Here is a 24,723-nt window from a genome sequence, read left to right as displayed (position 1 = left end):
ACGTATGTTCTCATTCTATTTTACTGTACTATTTATTTTGCAACAACTCTATTTTTTTACGGCATGAACCGTAGCTAGTGCAGCTTTTATATTATCATAGATGATATTTCCTACGATGACCGTATCCGCAAATTGTGCCATTTCTTCTGCTTGTTCTGTATTCGTTATGCCACCGCCGTAAAATAAGCGGGTGTCTTTTAACACATCTTTTACCGCCTCTACGACTGATACTTCTCCGTACGTTCCACTATATTCAATATAAAATATCGGTAAATGATACATATGCTCTGCCATTCGAGCATACGCAACAACATCTTCTTCTTGCAAATTAGTATCTGAATTCGTTAGTTGGGCAACTTTTGCATCTGGATTAAGGATACAGTACCCTTCCATCACTATTTCATCCCAATTCATGATGGGACCATACTCTTTTACAGCCTGATGATGAAGTTTCGTGATCCACTGCGTATCATTACTGTTTAGCACGGTTGGAATAAAATAATGATCAAATCCTGGTGTCAATGACTCTAGATTTGAGATTTCTAACGCGCAAGGTACTGAATAGCGGCGGACTCTTGCTAATAAACTCAGGGTATTATCAAGAGTTACTCCATCTGTTCCTCCTACAATAATTCCATCTGTTCCAGACTCACAAATTGCCTCTAAATCTTCATCGCTAAGTTCTTTATTCGGATCTAATTTAAAGGCATGCTTCCAATCTTTATATTCAAGCATGACTATTTCCTCCATCATCCAAAACATTTATCTACACTGAATGATTATATCAAAAATCAGACCGCAATCTAAGGGGACACTCTTGAAAAATATATTGGTACATTTTTGGACTAAAAACTAACATTTTAAAATCTAGGTTGGTATACTATACAAAATGATTAGGGTACGAACTATAAGGAGGTTTTCAATTGAATATTGGCAATAACATCTATGATTATATTCACAGCGCATCTAAAGCTAAAAAAGCTGATCTTGTCATTACGAATGGAAAAATAATTGATGTGTTCAACGGGGGACTCATCGAAGAAGATCTTGCGATTACAAAAGGGAAAATCGTTGGAATCGGTTCGTATGAAGGTAACTCGACATTTGATGCTCAGGGCGGTTATATTTGTCCTGCTTTTATTGATGGTCATGTCCATATCGAATCGTCGATGCTTACCCCGCAGCAGCTAGAGAAAGTGCTTGTTCCACATGGGGTTACAACATTGATTGCAGACCCACATGAAATTGCAAATGTTGCAGGAACAAAAGGTATTCAATATTTAATTGACAGCAGCCGGGAGTCTCTGTTAGATATTTATTTTATGATTCCATCTTGTGTACCAGCTACTTCTTTTGAAAATGCCGGTGCTGTCCTTGAATCAGAAGATATCGCTCCTTTTTATAACGACCAAAATGTGTTAGGGCTTGCCGAAGTGATGGATTTTCCTGCAGTCTTAAATGGCAGTGAGAAAATGGTGAACAAGCTAATTTCTGCCGCAGAACATGGAAAATTGATCGATGGCCATGCAGCTGGTTTAGATCAATATGGAATTAATACATATCGAGCGGCTGGTATTCAAACCGATCACGAAGCTGTGAATGTAGAAGAAGCTAAAATCCGCTTGCAACGCGGGATGTATTTAATGATCAGAGAAGGATCGGTTGCTAAAGATTTAAAAGCATTGCTTCCCGCTGTAACGGAAAGGAATTCTAGGCGCTGCTTATTCGTAACCGATGACAAACATTTAGATGACCTTTTAGAGGAAGGAAGCATTGATCACAATGTTCGCTTAGCGATTGCCGAGGGCTTGGATCCGATACAAGCGATCTCAATGGCAACCATTAATGCTGCGGAATGTTTCCAATTACGAGACAAAGGAGCCGTTGCGCCTGGTTTTGATGCTGACTTGCTCATTCTTTCCGATCTTAATCAGGTTGTAATTGAGGACGTATTTTTGAAAGGCGAACACATCGTTCAGAAAAAAGTACTTATAGAAAAGGCTGCAAGTCATAAGGAAATAGCGATACCTCAATCTTTGACGAAAAGTGTGAACATTAAGCCCCTAACTCAAGAAGACTTTAACATCTCATTGAACGGGAAAACGGCGAATATCATTGAAGTCATTCCTAATTCACTAATTACGAATCATATCAGCGAAGAAGTGGATAGCGAAGATGGCTCATTTATTCCTTCTATAGAAAAGGACCAACTGAAATTGGCAGTTATTGAGCGGCATCATGCAACAGGAAACATTGGACTCGGAATCGTTAAAGGCATGCAGTTAACGGAAGGCGCCATCGCAACGACGATCGCTCATGATTCACATAATATAATTGTTTGTGGCACGAATGACGACGACATGTTAGAAGCAATTTCCATGATCGAAGACATGCAAGGAGGCATTGCAATTGTTAAAAATGGTAAGCCTGTTAGCACTCTGCCACTACCGATTTGCGGGTTATTAACGGACCAGCACTACGAGGAGACACTAAAACAAATCAATGCGTTAAATGCCTCACTGTCTGAAGTCGGATACTCAGGTAACTTTAATCCATTTTTAACATTGTCATTCTTAGCCCTGCCCGTAATCCCTGACTTGAAGCTAACCGATACAGGGCTTTTCCAAGTCAAACAATTCAAGCATATAAATATATAGAGGAAAAAAAGAGGTGCCAGGTACCTTTAACACTTTGCAGTGTTGAAGGTGCCTGGCACCGTTTTGCTCTTTTATTCTTTTTCTTCGTTTTCTTCTTTGATTTCGCCGTGCACTCGGTCTAACGTCATTTTATAGCCATCGTTACCATAGTTGAGACAACGCTTAACCCTTGAAATCGTAGCCGTACTTGCGCCGGTTTCTGTTTCAATTTTATGGTACGTGTTTCCTAATTGGAGCATACGTGCTACTTCCAGACGTTGTGCTAACGATTGGATCTCATTTATTGTGCATAAGTCATCAAAAAACTGATAACATTCCTCTAAATCATTTAGCGATAAGATTGCATTAAATAGTTGGTCTAATTCTTTTCCACGTAACTTATTAATTTGCAATGATTTCACCTCTTCCTATTCTTCAATAATTACTCGTTGTTCAATCTTTTCTGGAATAATATTAATCCACGTTTGACCTGGTACAAACTTCACCAGCTCACCATTCTTCTCAGGCAGTAATTTTCCGTCTTTATTCACCCAATCTACTTCAATTGCTACACCTTTTTGTAACAATAATCCTTTACCACCTGATGTTAAATCGATTTTTCGTCGACCTTGTTCATCTATGACTTCATGCTTTGTTTCAACAACAAAGATATTGTGGATCGCAAGTGGTTCTGCCGTTGCATAATCTACAGCATGATAAGACCCATTATACCGTGAAAATGTTTTTTTCGCTTCATCATATTTATAAGTTACATCATAAAGGTTATGATAGTCGATCGTTACGCTCTCAGCAGTGCTTCCTTCAAGTTCAACATCATCCTCTTCATAGAAGGTTAACGGTGCCGTTTCACCCATCAGATTATAGCCTTTCGCTTCTAATCCCTTCACAATATTATCATACGTAATATACGAATTGTGAGGCGCTTTTCGATCAGATGATCGTTTAAACAGTGCTCCGTCATTATTGCCTTCCATTCCATTTAGGTAATCTGTCTCATTTTGGATAAGCAGTCTTTCTTTTGCATCCGGACTCCATCCATGACTAACGAAAAACGCATCATAGCCCTTTGCTAAGTCAATGTGGTACCCTCTAGCACTTCGAACTGGCCCCACGTATTCCGGCTCCATACTATGATAAATAGCAACGAGACGAGTGATCTCATATTCTGAAAGAACTTCATATACAACATCTGCCTCTAACAAACCGGACTGTGGTCTCGCTTGACGATGATTATTAATCGTGACAGCAAATGGTCGATGATCGATGGCTGCATCAGTTGGAATGCCTGTTAAAGGAAAAATTGTCTCATACTCAACAACCTCTTCTTGCGGCTCCTCCTGTTTAACAGGATCATCTTGAACCGTTTCTTTATCTTTTTTACACCCTGTCATGCTGATCGTTATAGCTAACATAGCTGTTAATAAAAGTTTCGATGAATTCTTCAATGATTACACGACCTTTGACCCAATATAATATAAATGTTCTTTAATAGTTTAACGCATAATTGAAGGAAAGAGTACTTTTTTATTATAAACGTCATAAATTCCATGTTGTGTTACCCGGATGTACGGTAAATGTGTAGACGAGAAAAATAATAAACTATAAATAGGGTCCTCGTAAGCATAACCGCGCTTCTTTAATTCGCGAACAAGATCTTTCTCTTTCTCAACTACTTCTTCCATTGCTTCATCGGACATAATCCCCATTAACCTTAAAGGAATACTACTAATGACTTCGCCGTCTTCAACAAGGACAATACCTCCTCCTTGTTGTTTCAATTGTTCAAAGGCAAACATCATATCTTGTTTATTTTTACCGATTACTACGATATCGCCTGTATTCGAAAATGAACTTGCAAAGCCAGAAACTTTATTACCAAATCCTTTAATAATGGTATTGATACGCCATTTTCCTTTTCGGTCAAGCAAGACAAAAAAGCTCTCACAGTGTTCCTTAGAAAGGTTGTCTCCTGTACCTTCAACTGAGATTTGAAAGGGCTTCAAAATGACGGAATTCACTAACTCAATACCCATTGGCATCGAAAAATGAAGATCCTCTTCTGTGATGTCCCAATCTAACTGCAGTGGCCCCATCTCATATTTTTTCCATGGAAAGCCCTCATAACTTTCAACGATCTCGTTATCGCGAACAACCCATTGACCTTTTGCCATTACTGATGTCGGGACAGGGTTGTCTTTTTCAGATAAAAAGTTAAGATGCGCAACTCGCCCTGGCGCAATCATTCCAATTTTGTAGTCTAAATTATAGTATTTAGCCACATTGTAAGAGGCCATATTGTAAGCCTCAACTAGTGGAACACCACTTTCGATTGCAATTTGAATTAAATGATCAATAACTCCTTGTTCATAAAAGGTTGGAGTCGATCCATCAGTAGTTAGCAGGCAGTTTGTAAAATCATCTACATCCAATTCTAACATTTCTTTTAACAACCTTGGTAAATCGGGACGAATGGAAGAATGCCGTAAAGATGTCGTGTACCCTAGGTTTAACCTCATCACCGCATCCTCACCGGTCATCGCTTCGTGATCTGATGTCACCCCTAATAAAGCCATTTGAGTAAGCGTTCGTTCAGACGCTCCTGGAAAGTGTCCCTCAATCGGTTTCCGTAAGCGCCTTGTTTCTTGCATCCAATGAAGAATGGAGTCATCCCCGGCTAACACTTTTGGCCAAGACGTCAGCTCTCCACCTTGAACAACAAGATGGTGTTCGAGCCATGCTTTCATTCTTGAATTAGAAAAGCACTCTTCCTCCCCGTCTAATTCCGTCTGTGCGTCGTAACGACACCACCAGTACATTGAGGTCGGAAGCCTATCTAATTCTTCAATGAGCGTAAGCGCTTTCTTTTTTTCGAGATGTAAAAAGAACATAAGATTATCATTAATCAATGTTGTCGTTCCTCGAGTCGATGCATATTTAGCAAAGCTCTGGGGATTATATAACTGAAAAGGATGAGCATGTGGTTCAATATAACCTGGTACGATATATTGATCGCTGCAATCAATAATTGAAGTTCCTTTAAATTGTGCAGGCATTTGATCGCCTACGTAAACGATTCGATCTTCATAAATCCATATATGGGCTTTAAGCCATTTTTTTCTTACACTATTAAGATAAGTTGCATTTTTTAATACAACAGTAGGGGCTAACTCTCCACGAATGACCGCTAGTTGTTGTCTTAAAAGTTTCTTTGTCCAACGATAGATACGTTCAGCCATTTTAACTCACCCATTTCTACTTGAGCTTATTTATATTATCGTACCATATTTTCACCGTTTAACACATTAAAGTTATACAATTTATTAGAAATTTTACAAAATAATCTGTCAGAAAGGTGTTGTCAGTTAAATGAAACCAAATATTGGAATGATTAATGCATTTGTTCGTATTACTTGCGGCTTTACTGTCCTTGCTTGGGCAACAGCAAAGATAGTGAAAAAACCATATAGAAGTATGCCATTGTTTGTCGCAATGATGGGTGCAATGAAGGTAGCAGAAGGAATTACTCGTTTTTGTCCTTTAACATACATGTTTGAAGAACAAGTCGTACAAATTAAAAAACAAAACAATGAACAACAAACGAATGTTGACAGTGAAAAACTGCAAGAAACGGTTGATACATTATAAGGGTCGTTTATTACTGTATGAGAACGCCAACTAAATCATGTTAAAAAAGAGGCTAACTCAATAATATTGAGTACAGCCTCTCTTATTATAAAGGAGATGAAATCCCATGGAATTTGCCATTGATTCTTTATTTGTTTACGCATCAATCATTGGTTCAATTGTTGCCATTATTTATTTGTTTATGAGGAAAAAGCGCGCCCGATAGCTTTGTTTCCGATGTCTTTGCGGTAAAACAAACCATCACTTTTTACGTTAGTAATTTCTTCATACACTTTTTCTTGAGCCGCTTGCAAGCTGCTGTCTTTACGAGCAACAAGTAAGACACGTCCGCCGTTTGTTACAAAATGATCATTTTCTAATTTGGTTCCAGCATGGAAAACAAGCGTTTGCGAATCTAGTGTTTGGAGTCCGTCAATTGCTGCACCTTTTTCATAAGCTAATGGATACCCTTTTGAAGCCATTACAACACCGACAACTGCTTCATCCGACCATTCTAATTCCACTTTTTCGCCAGCTAGAAGTCCATTAATAACATCCACCATGTCCGTCACTAATCGAGGTAATACAACTTGAGTTTCAGGGTCTCCAAAGCGGGCATTAAACTCAATCACTTTAGGTCCTTGATCAGTCATCATTAAACCAGCATATAGAATTCCAGTAAAGCTACGGCCTTCTGAAATCATTGCGTTAGCCATTGGCTGTAACACCTTTTCGACTGCTTCTTGAACGGAAGCTTCGTTAAATTGCGGTACTGGTGAATATGCGCCCATACCACCCGTATTTGGCCCTTCATCATTGTCATAAGCACGCTTATGATCTTGAGCCCCAACCATCGGAAGAACAATATCACCATGAACGAATGCCATTAAAGAAAGTTCTTCTCCTGCTAGGTACTCCTCGATGACTACTTTCGCACTTGCTTTTCCAAATTGGTTATTCTCAAGCATTTCATAAAGAGCGTTTGTCGCTTCTTCAATCGTCATTGCTACGACAACACCTTTACCCGCTGCCAACCCATCAGCTTTAATTACAATAGGTGCTCCCTTTTCTTCTACGTATGCTTTTGCTTCTTCATATGAAGTAAATGTCTCATAATAACCTGTTGGAATTTTGTATTTATGCATAATCTCTTTAGCAAATGATTTACTTCCTTCGATTAAAGCGGCTTCCTTTTCCGGTCCAAAGATCTTTAATCCTGCTTCTTTAAAGCGATTGACAATTCCATCTAATAGCGGTGCTTCTGGTCCGACAATCGTTAAATCAATTTGCTCTTTTTTAGCAAACTCAATCAGTTGTTCGTGGTCGTTTTCAGGTATTTCAACAATGGTAGCCACATCTTTCATTCCGGCATTTCCTGGTGCAACAAATACTTGTGCTACTTTCTCGCTTTGTGAAACCTTCCAAGCCATTGTATGCTCGCGTCCACCACTACCTACGATTAGTACTTTCATGAAACATTCCCTCCGTCTAATTAGTGTTTAAAATGACGAACTCCTGTAAATACCATAGCGATCCCTAACTCATCAGCCTTCGCAATTGAATCTTCATCACGAATGGAACCACCTGGTTGGATAATAGCCGTAATTCCAGCTTTTCCTGCCTCTTCTACTGTATCACTCATTGGGAAAAATGCGTCAGAACCCATTACAGCACCATTAGCTTCTTGTCCTGCTTGCTCAATCGCAATTTTCGCAGCACCGACACGGTTCATCTGACCTGCGCCTACACCGATTGTCATTTCGTTTTTCGCTAATACAATCGCATTCGATTTCACGTGCTTTACGACTTTCCAAGCTAATTTCAGTGCTTTCCACTCTTCTTCTGTCGGCTCACGCTTCGTTGCTACACGAATGTTAGCCTCGTCTAATCCAAATGTATCTTCTTCTTGAACGAGTGCACCACCATGGATCGTTGTCAGTCTAAGCTCTGCTTTAGTTGCTTTTTCAATCGGTAGTGTTAATAGTCTTAGATTTTTCTTTGTTGTTAAAACCTCTAAAGCTTCTTCAGTAAATGACGGTGCAATTATAATTTCTAAGAAAATTTCTTTCATTTTTAATGCCGTTTCACGATCTACTTCGCGGTTAGCTGCAATGATACCGCCAAAGATGGATACTGGATCTGCTTCATAGGCTTTATCATACGCTTGCTCAATCGTTTCTCCAACACCTACACCACAAGGGTTCATATGTTTAATCGCAACGACTGCCGGCTCATCGAACTCTTTTACGATAGCTACTGCCGCATCCGCATCATTGATGTTGTTATAAGATAACTCTTTACCGTGAAGCTGTTCTGCTTGTGCAATGGATGTCGTCGGACCTAATGGCTTACGGTAAAACGCTGCTTTTTGGTGAGGATTTTCCCCGTAGCGAAGATCTTGTTTCTTTTCAAACGTCACAGTTAGTGACTCTGGGTTTTCCTCATTCACTTCGTTCGTTAAGTATTCAGCAATGACTGCATCATAAGCTGCTGTATGACGGAAAACTTTTGCAGCTAATTTCTTGCGTGTATCTTCTGCCACTTTACTGTCTGCTTTCAGTTGAGTGATTACCGTTTCGTAATCTGACGGATCCACAACAACCGTCACATGTGCATGATTTTTCGCAGCAGCACGCAACATACTCGGACCGCCAATGTCTATATTTTCAATTGCATCTGCAAACGTTACATCTGGCTTAGCAATTGTTTGTTGGAATGGATATAAGTTAACAACAACTAGATCGATTGGTGTGATGTTGTGTTCTTGAAGCTGCGAAAGATGATCTTCACTTTCACGCATCGCTAAAAGACCGCCGTGAATATTAGGGTGTAATGTTTTAACACGCCCATCTAAAATCTCTGGAAACCCTGTCACTTCAGAAATACCAATCACACTGACACCAGCTTCTTCTAGCGCTTTTCTCGTTCCACCGGTTGAAACAACCTCCACACCTAACTCCACTAATTGTTGAACGAAAGGAACGATTCCTTCTTTATTTGATACACTAACCAATGCACGTTTCACTGCCATCTTAGTGTCCTCCTTATATCGATAAAAGTTCAATTAAAGTTTTATAATACAGGCGATGCTCTACCTGTTGGATTTTCGTCGTTAATGTTTCTCTTGTTTCATTTTCTTCTATAGTAACCGCTTCTTGAGCGATAATTTGTCCCGTGTCCATCCCTTGATCGACATAATGGATTGTAACACCTGTGACTTTTACACCTGCAAGAAGGGCTTGTCCAATTGCATCTTTTCCAGGAAAAGACGGTAATAAAGAAGGATGAATGTTAACAATTTTCCCTTCATAAGCACTCAATAACGTTGTACCAACTAAACGCATATATCCTGCAAGAACAATAAACTCGACATCTCTTTTTTGTAATTCATCAATAATTTCTTGTTCAAACTCTTCTTTACTAGCATAGGCCTTCGGGTTAAAAACAAACGTGTCAATTCCGTGAGTTTTTGCCCTTTCAATCGCCTTAGCTTCTGATCTATCACAAACGAGAAGAGCGATGTGAGCACTTAGCTCGCCTCGCTCGATCTCATTAATTATCGCTTGAAAGTTAGAACCGCTTCCAGAAGCGAAAACCGCTATTTTTTTCATTACTCGAGTCCTCCAATAGAAACTCCCGCTTCTTTAGTTACTCGTCCAATAATATAGGCTTTTTCACCAGATTCATTTAATTTTTGAAGAACTGGATGCATCTCACTTTCTGAGACAACGACTGCCATCCCGATCCCCATGTTAAACGTAGAGAACATGTCCTTACTTGTGATTTCACCTTTTTCTTGTATTAACTCAAAAATTGGGTGGATCGGCCATGAGCCGAAATCAATATGGACACCTACACCGTCCGGCAGCATTCTTGGAAGATTTTCATAAAATCCACCACCAGTGATATGCGCTAAACCTTTAATGTTATAGTTTGCCATAGCTTCAAGTAATGGTTTCACGTATATTCTTGTAGGTTGTAATAACTCTTCCCCTAAAGTTCTTCCTAAGCTTGAGACCTCTTCTTGTAAAGATAATTGTGCTTGTTCTAGTAAAACTTTACGTACAAGAGAGAATCCATTGGAATGAAGTCCATTGGAAGCAAGTCCGATGATCACATCGCCTTCTTCAATCTCATTACCCGTAATAAGTTTCGACTTTTCACCAATTCCAACAGCAAATCCAGCTAAATCATATTCTTCTTCAGAATACATTCCAGGCATTTCTGCTGTTTCACCGCCGACGATCGCACAGCCAGCTTGTTCACACCCGTCTGCTATTCCTTTAACGATCGCTTCAATTCGTTCAGGGTCCGCTTTTCCACAAGCGATGTAATCTAGGAAATATAGTGGTTCAGCTCCTTGAACGACGATATCATTAACACACATCGCAACGGCATCAATTCCGATTGTATCATGTTGTTCCATCATAAATGCGAGCATGAGTTTTGTACCTACACCGTCCGTTCCTGATACGAGCACAGGCTCTTTAAAGTTAAATTGAGATAGGTCAAACATTCCACCGAATGATCCTAAGCCGCCTAAAACTTCAGGGCGTTTCGTTCTAGCTACATGCTTCTTCATCCGTTCTACGGCTTCATAGCCCGCTTCTATATCGACTCCAGCTTTTTTATATGCTTCAGACATCGTTTTTCCTCCTGTCCACGTACTCTAGCACTTATCGTGAGGGTGCATTGTATGTGGATATATTTCTGTTGGATAACTTCCTGTAAAACATGCTACGCATTGTCCGCAATTGGTATCTTCATTCGATCTGCCAATTCCCTCAAGCATTCCTTCAACACTTAAAAACTCTAAGCTGTCTGCTCCCATCATTTCTCTCATTTCTTCAATACTATGACTAGAAGCAATTAACTCTTCTTTTGTAGATGTATCTATACCATAAAAGCAAGGATTCGTAATCGGTGGTGAACTAATACGAACATGGACCTCCGTTGCCCCTGCTTCTCTTAACATTCTTACAATTCGACGACTAGTTGTACCACGTACAATCGAGTCATCAATCATCACAACACGTTTACCTTCGACTACACCACGAACAGCAGAAAGCTTCATCTTTACACCTTGTTCACGTAATTCTTGTGAAGGCTGAATAAATGTACGTCCAACGTATCGATTTTTGATTAATCCTAGTTCGTATGGAATTCCTGTTTGCTCCGCATAGCCAATGGCTGCTGAAATACTCGAGTCAGGAACACCTGTCACGACATCCGCTTCAATCGGTGCTTGGAGGGCAAGTTGCTTTCCTAAGTTTTTACGCGCTTTATGAACATTAATTTCATCGACATTACTATCCGGGCGAGCAAAGTAAATATACTCCATGCTACAAATTGCTCTTCCAGAAGATTGAGCAAACACTTCACTTCTGATTCCTTCATCGTCAATGACGATAATTTCCCCTGGCTTTACTTCTCGTTCAAACTTTGCTCCAACTACATCAAAAGCACAGGTTTCAGAAGCAACAACATAAGCATCTCCCAGTTTTCCTAACGAAAGCGGCCTTAAACCGTTCGGGTCTAAAGCAACCATTAATTTATCTTCCGTTAACACGACAAAAGCATAGGCGCCTTTGATCATTGTTAAAGAGTTCATCATTTTATCTTCTAGACGAGGATACGTACTTCTTTTAATCAAATGAGCTAGCACTTCCGTATCTGAAGTCGATTGAAAAATACTTCCCATGCTTTCAAGTTGGTGCTTTAATTGATTGGCGTTTACTAAATTTCCGTTGTGTGCAATCGCTAGACTGCTCGTCTGAGAGCGGAAGAGAAGCGGCTGAACATTAGCGATGCCGCCTCCTCCTGCTGTTGCATAACGAACGTGACCGATGGCTGCTTTACCATAAAGAGTTTCAAAGTCTTTCGATGCAAACACTTCATTAACAAGACCTAAACCTTTATGAGCTGTTAAGTTTTCTCCATCTGTAACGACAATCCCAGCACCTTCTTGACCGCGGTGTTGTAAGCTGTGCAAACCGTAGTACGTGATTTGAGCCGCATCTTTATGTCCCCAGACAGCAAATACCCCACACTCTTCATTTAAGCCTTTGATTTCAGCAAGCATGGAATAGCTCCTTTCCAAGCAGTAGCAAGTTCTTCTTGGGTTGCAGTAAACAGTACATCGTTATTTGAAGCAATTGTTAATACTTTATCGTTTGTTACTTCCCCGATTACTTTAGCATCAACGATTTGTTCAAACTGTGCTTGATGTTCTTTTTTCACTGTCACGATAAATCGAGATTGAGACTCAGCAAAAAGGTCTGTTACGACATCTTCTCCAATAGTTACAGAAGCTCCAACTTCTCCGTCGATCATACTTTCTGCCACCGCTACTCCTAATCCACCTTCTGCAATATCATGTGCAGATTGAACATATCCAGCGCGAATCGCTTCTAGTAATTGTTGTTGACGTTTCTTTTCTTCTTCAAGATCAATTGCAGGTGCTTTACCAAAAATACGGCCTTCTACTAACTTTTGAAGTTCACTTCCGCCGAATTCTTTCTTCGTTTCGCCTAGAAGGTAAATCACATCTCCAGCTTCCTTGAAGTTTTGTGTAGTAATATATTCTGTTTTTTCAATTAAACCGACCATTCCAATTGTAGGTGTTGGGTATACAGCCTCTCCGCTTCTTTCGTTGTAAAGAGAAACGTTACCACCGATAACTGGAACTCCAAATGCGCGACAAGCTTCGCTCATTCCGTCTGTAGACTTTTCTAATTGCCAGAAAATCTCTGGACGTTCCGGATTACCGTAGTTTAAGCAATCTGTAATTCCTAGCGGCTCTGCTCCCGAACATACGATATTACGTGCAGCTTCAGCAATTGCAATCTTACCACCGACTTCTGGATCTAAATACAAATAGCGAGAGTTACAATCTGTTGTCATCGCTAATGCTTTTTCTGTTCCACGAATACGAACAACTGCAGCATCAGAACCAGGTGAAACAACAGTATTTGTTTGAACCATGTAATCATATTGATCATAAACCCACTCTTTACTTGCAATTGTAGGTTGTGAAAGTAAGTTAATTAATGTTTCCTTAGCATCTGTAACTTCAGGAGCCGCGTTTTCTTGTGCTTGGAATTCGCTGTAGTAAGCAGGCTCTTTAGAAGGTTTGTGGTAAACAGGTGCATCTTCAGCAAGCGCATCTACTGGCACATCAGCAACGACTTCACCTTTGTGTAGAAGGCGTAACTTTTTATCATCTGTTACATAACCAATTTCGCGGCACATTAAGCCCCATTTTTCAACGATCTCACGAATTTCAGCTTCTCTGCCTTTTTTAACAACGATTAGCATACGTTCCTGAGATTCAGATAACATCATTTCATAAGCTGACATATTTTTTTCACGCTGTGGAACTTCATCTAAGTTCATTACAATACCTGAACCTGCTTTACTTGCCATCTCTGCAGAAGAGGATGTAAGACCAGCAGCTCCCATGTCTTGAATTCCAACTAATGCGTCTGATTGGATGATTTCAAGGCTTGCTTCAAGTAATAGTTTTTCCATAAATGGGTCACCAACTTGAACGGCAGGACGTTTTTCTTCTGACGCTTCGCTCAGCTCTTCTGAAGCAAAAGTTGCCCCGTGAATACCATCACGGCCTGTAGAAGCACCAACGTACATGACTGTGTTTCCTACGCCTTTTGCTTGTCCTTTTTTAATATCTTTGTGATCGATTAAACCGACACACATTGCATTTACAAGCGGGTTTCCTTCATAACAAGGGTCAAATTGCACTTCTCCGCCAACGGTTGGAACACCGACACAGTTTCCGTAACCAGCAATTCCTGCAACGACTTCTTCAAATAAATATTTCACTTTTGGTGAAGTAAGTTCACCAAAACGTAATGAGTTTAAGATCGAAATCGGACGAGCTCCCATTGAGAATACATCGCGCAGGATTCCACCTACACCTGTTGCAGCTCCTTGGTATGGCTCAATGGCAGATGGGTGATTGTGACTTTCAATTTTGAAAACAACCGCCTGCTCATCACCGATATCAATAATTCCAGCGCCTTCACCAGGCCCTTGAAGTACCTTTTCACCAGTAACTGGGAATTTCTTCAGTAGAACTTTTGAGTTTTTATAACTACAATGCTCCGACCACATAACGGAGAATAAACCGATCTCTGTATAGTTTGGTAAGCGTCCTAAGATAGACTCCACCATACCAAATTCTTCGTCTGTTAATCCCATTTCTGCATATACTTTTTGTTCTTTGATCATTTCAGGAGTTGGTTCACGATGTAGCGACATGGGTTTCCCTCCAGTTTCGCAAAATTGATTTAAATAATTTTAGTCCGTCTTCACTGCCAAGAAGAGATTCTACTGCACGCTCTGGGTGTGGCATCATCCCGAGTACATTTCCTTGTTCATTCATAATTCCAGCGATTTGCTCTAAAGAACCGTTAACGTTTGTACTGTAACTGAACACAATTTGTTTGTTTTCTTTTAAGCTAGCAAGTGTTTCCTCATCACAATAGTAGTTCCCTTCACCGTGAGCGACAGGAATAGAAACCACTTGGCCTTGTTCATATTCTGAAGTAAACATCGTTTCATTGTTTTCAACGACTAAATCTACTGGTCGGCAAATGAATTTTAAGTTTTCGTTACGCTTCATTGCCCCTGGTAATAACCCTGCTTCTAATAAAACTTGAAACCCGTTACAAACACCAAGTACAGGTTTTCCAGCTTCAGCCGCTTTAATGACAGACTCCATTACATTGGCAAAACGAGCAATTGCGCCTGAACGTAAATAGTCACCGTACGAAAAGCCACCTGGTAATAAAATTCCGTCAAATTGATCTAAGTCTGTTTCTGCGTGCCATACGTATTCAACTTCCTCACCAAGCGCATCTGCGATAGCATGGTACATATCTGCATCACAGTTCGAGCCTGGAAAGACAATAACTGCAAATTTCATAGAGATTAAGCCTCCTCTACTTCAAAACGATAATCTTCAATTACTGTGTTCGCTAAAAGCTTTTCACACATTTCTTTTACTCTTGCATCAATGTCTTGTTCACTTTTTTCAATTAATAATTCCATATATTTACCGATACGAACATCTTCTACTTCGTTATATGTTAATGCATGTAAAGATCCTTTAACTGCAGTTCCTTGTGGGTCTAAAACACTTTCCTTTAATGTGACGAATACTTTTACTTTGTACATGATGATCCTCCTAAACGATTTAAAATTTCTTGATATCCATCTTGCAAATTACCTAAGTTACGACGGTAAACGTCTTTATCAAATTTTTGATTTGTATCTTTATCCCAAAGTCGACATGTATCAGGTGAAACTTCATCTGCAAGAAGCAGCTCACCATCATTGGTCATCCCAAATTCTAGTTTGAAATCTACTAAACGTACATTAATCGTTGCAAACACTTCTTTAAGAACTTCATTGACTTGTAAACCCATTTCACGCATGTTCTCCAGCTGTCCTGGTGTAGCGATATTTAACACTTGAATGTGATCTTCTGTAACGAGCGGATCACCTAAGTCGTCATTTTTATAGTAAAATTCAACGATCGGTGTATCCATTACCGTTCCTTCATCCATTCCTAATCGCTTTGCCAAGCTTCCTGCCATAATATTTCGAACGACCACTTCAAGTGGAACAATCGTTACTTTTTTTACAAGTTGTTCTGTTTCTGAAAGTCTTTTTACCCAATGATTTTCAATACCTTTTTCTCTTAATCTCTCGAAGATTATAGAAGTAATCTCATTATTTAAGCGACCTTTACCAATGATCGTGTCCTTCTTCTCACCATTAAAGGCTGTGGCTTCATCCTTGTACTCAATCCACAAAATATCTTGCTCATTTGTCTCATATATTCTTTTCGCTTTACCTTCGTATAACATGCCTCTTTTTTCCACGTGAAGCCCTCCAAATTGTAGTTAAGAAAGTTGAATGATAAGGGGAGAATAACCTCCCCCATCCATATTAAACTAATCCTAAACGGTCAAAAATCGTATCGACATGCTTTAAGTGATGATTGTAGTCAAAACAATCGTTAATTTCTTCTGGTGAAAGCAGTGAAGTAATTCTTTCTTCTTGCTCGACTAGCTCACGGAATTGAATGCCTTTTTCCCAGGCTTCCATTGCTTTTGGTTGTACTAAGTCATAAGCTTCTTCACGAACCATACCTTTGTCAATTAACGAAAGAAGGACGCGTTGAGAATAGATAAGCCCATATGTTCTTTCCATGTTACGCTTCATGTTTTCTGGGAAAACCGTTAAGTTTTTCACGATATTTCCAAAACGATTTAACATGTAGTTTAGAGCGATAGTTGCATCTGGTAAGATCACGCGCTCTGCTGAAGAGTGTGAAATGTCGCGTTCATGCCATAATGGAACATTTTCATAAGATGTCACCATAAAGCCGCGAATTAATCGTGCTAGCCCTGTCATGTTTTCAGATCCAATTGGGTTACGCTTATGTGGCATCGCAGAAGATCCTTTTTGACCTTTTGCAAAAGCTTCTTCAACTTCACGCGTTTCACTTTTTTGTAATCCACGGATTTCTACAGCAAACTTCTCAATGGATGTTGCAATTAACGCTAGAGTAGCCATATATTCCGCATGACGGTCACGTTGAAGTGTTTGTGTTGAAATTGGAGCCGCTTGAAGTCCTAATTTCTCACATACAGACTGTTCGACAGCAGGATCAATATTGGCATACGTACCAACCGCACCAGAAATTTTACCGAAGCGGACACCTTCTGCCGCTAATTTAAAACGCTCTAAGTTACGTTTCATTTCTTCATGCCAAAGTGCCAGCTTTAATCCAAATGTTGTTGGTTCAGCGTGTACACCGTGAGTACGGCCCATCATAACCGTTGTTTTATGTTCAATCGCTTTATTTCTTAAGATTTCAATAAAGTTCGTTAAGTCTTTTTCAAGGATTTCGTTTGCTTGCTTCAATAAGTAAGAAAGGGCTGTGTCCACTACGTCTGTTGAAGTTAATCCGTAATGAACCCATTTTCTTTCTTCACCTAATGTTTCTGAAACGGCACGTGTAAAGGCAACCACATCGTGGCGTGTTTCTTCTTCTATTTCAAGAATACGATTAACATCAAATCCTGCATTTTCTCTAATTTTTTGAACATCTTCTTTTGGAATAATGCCTAACTCTGCCCATGCTTCACAAGCAACGATCTCTACCTCTAACCATGCTTGATAACGGTTCTGTTCTGTCCAGATTGAACCCATTTCAGGTCTTGTATAACGTTCGATCATTTCTTTGCCTCCATCATCTGTTAAGAAATATATTACGATGCCATTCTAGCATAATTACCAAATTTCAAGTGCGTTTATTTTTTCAAGTGCTTCCTCTATTGAATGAGCTAAAACGTTAATATGACCCATTTTACGACCTTTTTTCGCTTCTGCTTTTCCATATAGATGAAGCTTCATATCTTGGAACTGATCGATCTTTTGCAGTACTTGCGGAAGATGTTCACCAAGAATATTCACCATTACAACTGGCTTTAGTAATGTTGTATTACCAAGCGGCCAATTACATACAGCGCGAATATGTTGTTCGAATTGAGAGGTCTCACATGCATTCATCGTATAATGACCTGAATTATGCGGTCTCGGTGCTAACTCATTAATATAGAGTTCACCTTCACTCGTGTAAAACATTTCTACAGCAAGTGTACCAACCATTTCTAATCCACTAGCTAAGCGGATAGCCATCTCTTTGGCTTGTCCTTGAATTCCTGCCTCAATTCGTGCTGGAACAATTGTTTGGTGCAAAATATTATTTACATGTATATTTTCAGCAACTGGAAACGTTTCAACTTGTCCGGAAACATTTCTGGAAACAATGACTGATAATTCTTTTTCAAAAGTAATCCATTTCTCAAGGACAAGTTCACCGCTTGCTTTTAACGTTTCATAAGCCTCTTGTACTTGGCTTTCCGTTTTTATAACATATTGACCTTTTCCATCATAACCGCCGCGACATGTTTTTAAGACAGCTGGCAACCCTAGCTCTTGTACGCCCTGTTCCAAATCGATTAATACGTTAACTGAAACATACGGTGCTACCGGTAAACCCAATTCTTGTATCGCTTTCTTTTCGGTTAGACGGTGTTGTGTTGTTTCTAGGAGCTTGTATCCTTGTGGTAAGTATAAGTTTTCATCTAGATACCTTGCTGTTTGACTATCAATGTTTTCAAATTCATACGTTAGCACATCACATTTTGCCGCGAGCTCCTGAGCTCCTTGCAAATCATTGTAATTTGCAACGACTTCTACATCTGCGATTTGCCCGCATGGTGAATTTTTTTGAGGTTCTAACACAGCAATTTTGTAACCCATTTCTCTAGCAGAAAGAGCCATCATCCTACCGAGCTGTCCACCGCCTAGGATCCCAATCGTTTTTCCCGGCTCAATCAATTGGTTACTCATAGTTGATCACTGCTTTCTAATACTTGCTTTTTGGTAGCTTCTCTTCTATTTTCAAGCTTTACACTTACTTCTTCGTCATAGGCCCCAATGAATTGGGCTGCGAGTAACCCGGCATTTGTGGCTCCAGCTTTCCCAATCGCAACCGTTGCAACTGGAACTCCACCTGGCATTTGGACAATTGAAAGGAGAGAGTCAAGTCCATTTAATGCTTTTGACTGAACAGGTACACCGATGACTGGCAGGATTGTTTTCGCCGCTACCATACCAGGTAAATGAGCAGCGCCGCCAGCACCAGCAATAATCACCTTTAAGCCTTTTTCTTTTGCTGTTTCAGCGTATTCAAACATTAAGTCTGGAGTTCGATGTGCTGATACGACTTGCTTTTCATAGGCTATCCCTAACTCATCTAATACATCACAAGCATGTTTCATCGTTTCCCAATCTGAAATACTACCCATTATGATTCCGACCATAGGTTTCACTCTAAGTCCCTCCATCATGACCTTTTATTTTCTCTTTTTTCCATAAAAATAAGCCTATACTAGGGTTTCTACTTAGAGAGAAAGTTACCACAGCAAGGCTTAAATAAAAGTTACCTGGAAGCCCCTCGATAACTTAGGGCCTTAAAAGCTACTTTCCCTCATAGTCTGACAATTTACGGTCGTCAGGTAGAAACTTTTGAGCCTTATTCTCAAATTTATATGAGGTACGTTCATATTCAATTTATATATTTATCTTAGCAGTATGTCAGATTACTTGTCAATTAAAAATCGAACAATGTTTTTATTTACAAAAACATTGTTCGTGTTTTACTTAGTTTTTTACAAATATCATCGAAAAGCGACTATTCTTCTTCCTTTAGAGTGCCTTCAAAAATAATTTTTTGACGCACTGGGACTACTTCTGTTTTTCCGTTCTTAGATATTTCTTGGAATACCGGCTCTTCCATTCGTCGTGTTGGACGATAACCTTCCTTGTCCATTCGTTCTAGACATTGCGTGATTGATTCTTTCTCTCCTACTTCAAAACGCAGCTTTTTTCGCTTATTGCTCATTATTACCTCCTAATTCCTTTAACCCAGAACCCTCCATAAAAGGTTTTCGGTTCATGAGAAATGATAAATGCTTTAGGATCTAAGGCCTTAATGGTTTTATACAGATGCTCTTCTGACTTACGTGAAGTAAGAATTTCCATCATTAGCCGCTCGCCTTCTCGCCCATAAGCTACCCAGTTTGTCACCCCGTACCCTTTATCTCGCAGGGCATTTGGGATATCTGGTTCGTATTCTTTCGTTATCACATTCACGGTAATATACCCTAAGGCTAACTTTTCCTCAACTTTCATTCCTATAAGTACACCTATAGCATACCCGACTGCATACGCAATTAAATTTTCGATACGATTTAGGTTTTCTAATACAAGACCAAGACCGACTATATAGATGATGACTTCAATAATACTGACCGATGCAGCAAAATACCTCTGACCTTTTAATGTAAAAATCATACGGATCGTAAATAAGGTGACATAAACAATATTAATCACTAAAATAATGATAATCATCATAAGCCAATTATCAAGTAACCAACTAATCATATCAGACACTCCTCTCCAATATCTTTCTTCATCAAGTTAGAACTGCTCAAAAAGTCGCTTTAAATTTTGTTAGTATAACAAAAAAAATATCCAAAAGATAGACAATTCTACCTTTTGAATATTTTTCCTAAATAATGACTTTTGAAACCTATGGTATGTTTATTAATATCCTTCATTATTCTTTTTCTATCGTTGGAAAAAAGCGCAGCCTTTTCTCAAACTTTTGTTGGTAATCTGTAGCGTCCTGAAGAGCACCTTCCTCCTGCCGAATCCGTACCGATAACACTAAGGCATTAGCAATCGTAAACACAATAGCTGTAGCATACGCTTGAAAGATTAACGGCAACATTAAAATCTCTAGCGACACAATCACATAGTTAGGATGTCTCATAAATCGATACGGACCTTTAGCGACCACATCGGCCCCCGGGAGAATCATAATTTTTGTATTCCAAAAGCGTCCTAATGACGAGAGACTCCAAACCCTAATCGATTGGGCGATAATAAAAAAGACAAAGGGAATCCACCACCAACTGGCCGGCGTTTTTTGCAAAAGGATAACTTCAGAAATGAAGCTAATAAAAAAGAACACGTGAACAAGAACGATATATTTATATTGCGCTTGTCCAACTTCATAGGCACCTCTATTTCGCATCCACTTTTCATTAGACTTAGCAATTAGTAACTCCACTAGTCTTTGTATGATTACAATAGAAAGAATAATAAAGAATAACACATCGACGGCCTCCTACTCACTCCATTTTAATAACAGTAGTTCTGAACAGAAACCTGGACCTAAAGCACCTAGAAGCCCCCATTCCCCTGTATCATGATCTAATTTCATTATTTCTTTTAACACGTATAATACTGTGGGCGAAGACATATTTCCATTCGCTTGCAGCACCTCTCTCGAATATCTCGTAAATTCCGGCCCCATTCCTAAAGCGTCTTCATAAGCTTCAAGAACTTTCTTTCCACCAGGATGGGCAACAAAATAGGCAATATCTTTCAGCTCAAGTTCATTTTCATTTAAAAACTGCTTGATCACCGGTTGTAACCATTTTCGAATGATGTTTGGTATATCCCTTGAGAAAACAACGTGTAACCCTTCATCTTTTATATCCCAGCCCATCACCTCTTCTGACTGAGGCATTAAACAGGATTGTGTTCCCATAATAGCTGGAACTTTTTGTTGTGAGTACCTTTTAGTGTCTACCTGATCTCCACAAACTAAAGCACAAGCAATTCCATCTGCAAAAAGAGACGTTCCAATTAAATTACTTTTCGTACGGTCATTTCTTTGAAACGTTAAGCTGCATAACTCAATACATAGTATAAGCACTTTCGCTTCTGGATAAGCAAGACAATATTCATAAGCTCTGCTCAGCCCTGCGGCTCCACCGGCACACCCTAACCCCCATATAGGAATTCTTTTCGTATTGGGAGAAAAGGGGAGAACATTCATAATTCTAGCATCAATACTAGGTGTGGCCATTCCTGTACTAGAAATAAATATGATCGCATCCACTTCTCCATAATCCATATTCGTATGTAAAAAATCTCGGTTAGATAAGCAGGCTGTTATGGACTCAGCACCATACTGAACCGCACGATCAATATATAAGTTATTTTTTTCCTCTAGTGTGTGATCTTCTTTAAACCAAGTTAGAGGTACAGAAAAATTCCGCTTTTCGATTTGTCCATTTTGAAAGGCTTTTAGCAACCGCTCAATATCTTGAAAATCAGACTCGAACAATTCCTTTGCAAACTCAGTTGTGACATCTTGTGTTAACGTATGAGGCAGGTCCACTGTACTAACAGATAATATGGATGGCATTTATTACACCAACTCTCTAATTTTTCCAATGTATACTTTACCCCATAATATTTACCAATCCTTTGAAAATCATGCACTCAAATATTGAAAAACCATCTATATAACATTAGCTTTAATTAACCACTCACCGCGTGAAGAGAATTACAGTTCAAAGTTACCGTCTGCATCACTTACACCTTCCAGCACTTCTCCTTGTGGTCCATAGGCGCTAATGGCAGCATCAGATACCGCTACAACTTCTAATAGCACTTGCCCTTTTAATTCGCCAGTAGTAAAGCTACTAAGACTATGTGTTGGGATAACTTCTAATGCTAGGTCTGTTGGTTGACTGGATGTTTCACTGCCCTTAATAAAACGTCTTTTCTAATGGCAGGGATCCAACAGTCCCATCTGGATAACGAACTTGAAATTTATAATTTTCATAATTGCCTGCGACTATAAAGTCCCTAATATGACCCCAAAAAATATCTACCCTTAATTCACCTGTTTCTTGATCCTCCTCGATTTGGATGAAAAGCTCATGGGCCAAACCTTTAGGAATAAAAGTAAATAACATGAAGACAGTTAATAAAGTGATGAACAACTTTTTTTCAATTCAGTTCCCCCTATACTCTCAGATGTTTTCGATAAACAAAGATGTAGCAGATAAACAGTAATATAGAGACTCCAAGTAATCATTTTGGCAAAGTGTGATTATGATCTCTATTACATCCTTATTGTCAAGAACCTTAATAAGAACGAATAGAAATCCCTGTGGAAATTCACTCGCTCTTATTCGTTATTCCCTTGACTAGGAAACTCTTCATATTCACTAGTAATCAATTCCCTCGTCAGTACAACCGCTTGTAAAGTAGTCCCTAACACTTGAATCCAGTTACCAATGGCTGAAAACTGTAATCCCAATCGGCCTAACCCGCGAATTTCTTTTAAGCCACCAATGGCTTCAATTGCAGCTCCAATTGATTGTAGATAGAGGGCTACAAAAAGTTCGTTGTTATCCTCTACAGAAGCAGAAATAGCTGGGCCTAAAGATTGTAATGAATCCCCTACAACTTCCAATCGTTGATACTCGAGATTTTCCTCTTCAAGTTGTAATGCAACAGCTATAGAAGTCGTTGCAGCACCCCCTGCTTCAATCCAATCACCTGTTCGTGCTATCGGATCTTCTTCAACAACGGCCTGCAGTGCATTTCCAACAGCCTGCACCCCTTCACCAATGACAACTTTTCTTATATTTGCATCTCTTTCCTCTTGTAACTGTAACGTATAACCGATCGCAGATAGAATCTGACCGATCGCATCCAGCCAACTTCCAGTTACCGCCACGTATTGCTCCGACATTCTACATTTCCCCTTACATTTCGGGTACGTTACATACTATGCTTGTAGAAAAACTTTGCTTATGGTATCTATCTAATTTAATGAAAATACACCATAAGAGTTTTACACTCTATTTTCTTAGGTATTTACCGTGGCCGCTGTTGATGTCAGGACATAAATTATATACAAGAGTTCATTTCATAGTAAGAATTAAAGCTGTTTTCGTAACCTAATTGCTATGAACGTTCACTTAAGCTTGATGACCAAGATATTACTTAGTTTACTGGACACCACCATAAAGCAACTACCTTTAATTGAAATCCCTATCTTAAGACATACACTTGAAGTCCAATCTTAAGCATACAGGAGGTTATTATGTTTCCTTTTTTTTCGAATAAACACTTTCCATTCTTTCAAGAGTATCAATCTTCTTCAGGAAATCAACCTGCAGGACCTAATATGAACCAAAATCGATCGTTCCCCTTTCAACAAGGGTCTCAATACCAACAAGGCTTTAATCCATTTGATTTCGATAACCATGAATTTGAAGAAGAAAACCCATTTTCCCATCACTTTATGTATCCTTTACCCCCTAAACCGAAAGAGCAGAAACAAACGTCGAAAGAAAAAACAAGTGATAATGATAACAAAAAAGAAACAACACCACCTATTTCAAAACAGCTTGAAGCAATGGTTTTAGACGAAGATGGCCTAGTAGATATCGACAAAGTCGAAAAAGGCTACAAAAAATTTATGGAATACGCTGTTAAAGTAAGCCCAGCTATGAAAAACTTTAATGACTTCTTAAAGTAGTAGGTTAGGAATCTGATAATATCCGCCGTCACTCTGATTATAGCGGTGGCGTACAGCAATAATATTTAGAGAACAAAAAGCACAACCCATCGGGGTTGTGCTTTTTGTTCTAAACCTTTCACAAGGGGAACGATACCTCGCCTCTCTTATACTAGCTACTCTCTATAGCTACATTTACTTGTGTTATTAATTAAGTACCTTTGCTTTTGATGGCGTTTCATGTATTATAAGTTCTTCTATTATTTCACGGACTGAGAGGCCCTTATTTTTGCTAAAATCATAGTTTTGATGACTTATGAGGACTGAGTGGACCTATGTCAAGAAAGTGGACACCTAAATAACGAATTTTAGTTTTTCCATATTATTAAAACAGTAGGCCCTTCTTCACTTTTTAAATGCATAGATGATGCCGTGGATGCATCAAGC

Annotated in this window: 25 protein-coding genes and 1 riboswitch; of the genes, 4 read left to right on the top strand and 21 right to left on the bottom strand. The window is 39.3% G+C overall.

From position 1 onward, the window contains the following. Window positions 1–48: 48 nt before the first annotated feature. A complete protein-coding gene (gene pcrB, locus N7Z68_RS17705; RefSeq protein WP_275119811.1) occupies window positions 49–735 on the bottom strand; it encodes a heptaprenylglyceryl phosphate synthase in 687 nt (228 codons plus the stop codon). 188 nt (window positions 736–923) lie between these two features. Between pcrB and ade the strand changes: the two genes are divergently transcribed. Then, on the top strand, window positions 924–2,657 hold the full coding sequence (ade, locus tag N7Z68_RS17700) for an adenine deaminase (protein WP_275119810.1): 1,734 nt from the start codon (window positions 924–926) through the stop codon (window positions 2,655–2,657). Window positions 2,658–2,728: 71 nt separating this feature from the next. On the opposite strand, the gene N7Z68_RS17695 is transcribed toward ade, so the two are convergent. Genes N7Z68_RS17695 through N7Z68_RS17685 form a run of 3 tightly spaced genes read right to left on the bottom strand, consistent with a single transcriptional unit; the run spans window position 2,729 to window position 5,893 of the window. Next, window positions 2,729–3,049: a YerC/YecD family TrpR-related protein gene (locus tag N7Z68_RS17695; RefSeq protein ID WP_275119809.1), complete on the bottom strand. Its 321-nt coding sequence runs from the start codon at window positions 3,047–3,049 to the stop codon at window positions 2,729–2,731. Window positions 3,050–3,064: 15 nt separating this feature from the next. Next, a complete protein-coding gene (locus tag N7Z68_RS17690; RefSeq protein ID WP_275119808.1) occupies window positions 3,065–4,102 on the bottom strand; it encodes a DUF3048 domain-containing protein in 1,038 nt (345 codons plus the stop codon). 48 nt (window positions 4,103–4,150) lie between these two features. Beyond that, window positions 4,151–5,893, bottom strand: a complete 1,743-nt coding sequence (locus N7Z68_RS17685; RefSeq protein WP_275119807.1) for an adenine deaminase — start codon at window positions 5,891–5,893, stop codon at window positions 4,151–4,153. Between the two features lie 130 nt (window positions 5,894–6,023). Between N7Z68_RS17685 and N7Z68_RS17680 the strand changes: the two genes are divergently transcribed. Further along, complete coding sequence (locus N7Z68_RS17680; protein ID WP_275119806.1) at window positions 6,024–6,302, top strand: YgaP family membrane protein; 279 nt, start codon at window positions 6,024–6,026, stop codon at window positions 6,300–6,302. A 106-nt stretch (window positions 6,303–6,408) separates the two neighbouring features. Next, the gene (locus N7Z68_RS24390; protein WP_373323188.1) at window positions 6,409–6,507 is read left to right on the top strand and encodes an EYxxD motif small membrane protein; all 99 of its coding nucleotides are present in this window, start codon (window positions 6,409–6,411) and stop codon (window positions 6,505–6,507) included. Here the strand turns inward: N7Z68_RS24390 and purD are convergent. From purD to N7Z68_RS17595, 17 genes are all read right to left on the bottom strand, one after another. Then, window positions 6,482–7,753 (bottom strand): phosphoribosylamine--glycine ligase, encoded by a 1,272-nt coding sequence (gene purD / locus N7Z68_RS17675; RefSeq protein ID WP_275119805.1) that lies wholly within the window; start codon window positions 7,751–7,753, stop codon window positions 6,482–6,484. The genes N7Z68_RS24390 and purD overlap by 26 nt on opposite strands. A gap of 20 nt (window positions 7,754–7,773) precedes the next feature. Further along, a complete protein-coding gene (purH, locus tag N7Z68_RS17670) occupies window positions 7,774–9,312 on the bottom strand; it encodes a bifunctional phosphoribosylaminoimidazolecarboxamide formyltransferase/IMP cyclohydrolase (protein ID WP_275119804.1) in 1,539 nt (512 codons plus the stop codon). Window positions 9,313–9,325: 13 nt separating this feature from the next. Further along, window positions 9,326–9,892, bottom strand: a complete 567-nt coding sequence (gene purN, locus N7Z68_RS17665; protein ID WP_275119803.1) for a phosphoribosylglycinamide formyltransferase — start codon at window positions 9,890–9,892, stop codon at window positions 9,326–9,328. Continuing rightward, window positions 9,892–10,926: a phosphoribosylformylglycinamidine cyclo-ligase gene (gene purM / locus N7Z68_RS17660; RefSeq protein WP_275119802.1), complete on the bottom strand. Its 1,035-nt coding sequence runs from the start codon at window positions 10,924–10,926 to the stop codon at window positions 9,892–9,894. Before purM ends, purN begins: the two co-directional genes overlap by 1 nt. 24 nt (window positions 10,927–10,950) lie before the next feature. Further along, window positions 10,951–12,363 carry an amidophosphoribosyltransferase gene (gene purF / locus N7Z68_RS17655; RefSeq protein ID WP_275119801.1) on the bottom strand — a complete coding sequence of 471 codons (1,413 nt, stop codon included), beginning with the start codon at window positions 12,361–12,363 and terminating at the stop codon, window positions 10,951–10,953. Further along, entirely contained in the window at window positions 12,339–14,561 is a 2,223-nt protein-coding gene (purL, locus tag N7Z68_RS17650) for a phosphoribosylformylglycinamidine synthase subunit PurL (RefSeq protein WP_275119800.1), read from the bottom strand. The genes purF and purL overlap by 25 nt, the downstream gene beginning before the upstream one ends. Beyond that, the gene (gene purQ / locus N7Z68_RS17645; protein ID WP_275119799.1) at window positions 14,545–15,228 is read right to left on the bottom strand and encodes a phosphoribosylformylglycinamidine synthase subunit PurQ; all 684 of its coding nucleotides are present in this window, start codon (window positions 15,226–15,228) and stop codon (window positions 14,545–14,547) included. The genes purL and purQ overlap by 17 nt, the downstream gene beginning before the upstream one ends. Window positions 15,229–15,233: 5 nt before the next feature. Continuing rightward, window positions 15,234–15,479, bottom strand: a complete 246-nt coding sequence (gene purS, locus N7Z68_RS17640; RefSeq protein ID WP_216830196.1) for a phosphoribosylformylglycinamidine synthase subunit PurS — start codon at window positions 15,477–15,479, stop codon at window positions 15,234–15,236. After that, entirely contained in the window at window positions 15,467–16,174 is a 708-nt protein-coding gene (purC, locus tag N7Z68_RS17635; RefSeq protein WP_373323192.1) for a phosphoribosylaminoimidazolesuccinocarboxamide synthase, read from the bottom strand. The genes purS and purC overlap by 13 nt, the downstream gene beginning before the upstream one ends. 82 nt (window positions 16,175–16,256) lie before the next feature. Beyond that, window positions 16,257–17,552 carry an adenylosuccinate lyase gene (gene purB / locus N7Z68_RS17630; protein ID WP_275119797.1) on the bottom strand — a complete coding sequence of 432 codons (1,296 nt, stop codon included), beginning with the start codon at window positions 17,550–17,552 and terminating at the stop codon, window positions 16,257–16,259. Between the two features lie 54 nt (window positions 17,553–17,606). Continuing rightward, window positions 17,607–18,731: a 5-(carboxyamino)imidazole ribonucleotide synthase gene (purK, locus tag N7Z68_RS17625; RefSeq protein ID WP_275119796.1), complete on the bottom strand. Its 1,125-nt coding sequence runs from the start codon at window positions 18,729–18,731 to the stop codon at window positions 17,607–17,609. After that, the gene (gene purE, locus N7Z68_RS17620) at window positions 18,728–19,213 is read right to left on the bottom strand and encodes a 5-(carboxyamino)imidazole ribonucleotide mutase (protein ID WP_275119795.1); all 486 of its coding nucleotides are present in this window, start codon (window positions 19,211–19,213) and stop codon (window positions 18,728–18,730) included. The genes purK and purE overlap by 4 nt, the downstream gene beginning before the upstream one ends. Before the next feature lie 141 nt (window positions 19,214–19,354). Beyond that, window positions 19,355–19,456: riboswitch (purine riboswitch) on the bottom strand. 119 nt (window positions 19,457–19,575) lie between these two features. Then, window positions 19,576–19,785, bottom strand: a complete 210-nt coding sequence (locus N7Z68_RS17615; RefSeq protein ID WP_275119794.1) for an NETI motif-containing protein — start codon at window positions 19,783–19,785, stop codon at window positions 19,576–19,578. 2 nt (window positions 19,786–19,787) lie between these two features. Continuing rightward, entirely contained in the window at window positions 19,788–20,327 is a 540-nt protein-coding gene (locus tag N7Z68_RS17610; RefSeq protein ID WP_275119793.1) for a DUF2179 domain-containing protein, read from the bottom strand. Between the two features lie 175 nt (window positions 20,328–20,502). Beyond that, window positions 20,503–21,063, bottom strand: a complete 561-nt coding sequence (locus tag N7Z68_RS17605) for an isoprenylcysteine carboxyl methyltransferase family protein (protein ID WP_275119792.1) — start codon at window positions 21,061–21,063, stop codon at window positions 20,503–20,505. Between the two features lie 12 nt (window positions 21,064–21,075). Continuing rightward, window positions 21,076–22,164 carry a type III polyketide synthase gene (locus N7Z68_RS17600; protein WP_275119791.1) on the bottom strand — a complete coding sequence of 363 codons (1,089 nt, stop codon included), beginning with the start codon at window positions 22,162–22,164 and terminating at the stop codon, window positions 21,076–21,078. A gap of 771 nt (window positions 22,165–22,935) precedes the next feature. Continuing rightward, window positions 22,936–23,505: a DUF6944 family repetitive protein gene (locus tag N7Z68_RS17595; RefSeq protein WP_275119790.1), complete on the bottom strand. Its 570-nt coding sequence runs from the start codon at window positions 23,503–23,505 to the stop codon at window positions 22,936–22,938. 354 nt (window positions 23,506–23,859) lie between these two features. Between N7Z68_RS17595 and N7Z68_RS17590 the strand changes: the two genes are divergently transcribed. Beyond that, window positions 23,860–24,297 (top strand): hypothetical protein, encoded by a 438-nt coding sequence (locus N7Z68_RS17590; protein ID WP_275119789.1) that lies wholly within the window; start codon window positions 23,860–23,862, stop codon window positions 24,295–24,297. Window positions 24,298–24,723 lie beyond the last annotated feature (426 nt).

Source organism: Alkalihalobacterium chitinilyticum (assembly GCF_029028005.1).
In the GTDB taxonomy this organism is placed as follows: domain Bacteria; phylum Bacillota; class Bacilli; order Bacillales; family Bacillaceae_F; genus Alkalihalobacterium; species Alkalihalobacterium chitinilyticum.
The sequence above is the reverse complement of the archived record's forward strand: the minus strand, read 5'-3'. Positions and strand labels throughout refer to the sequence as shown.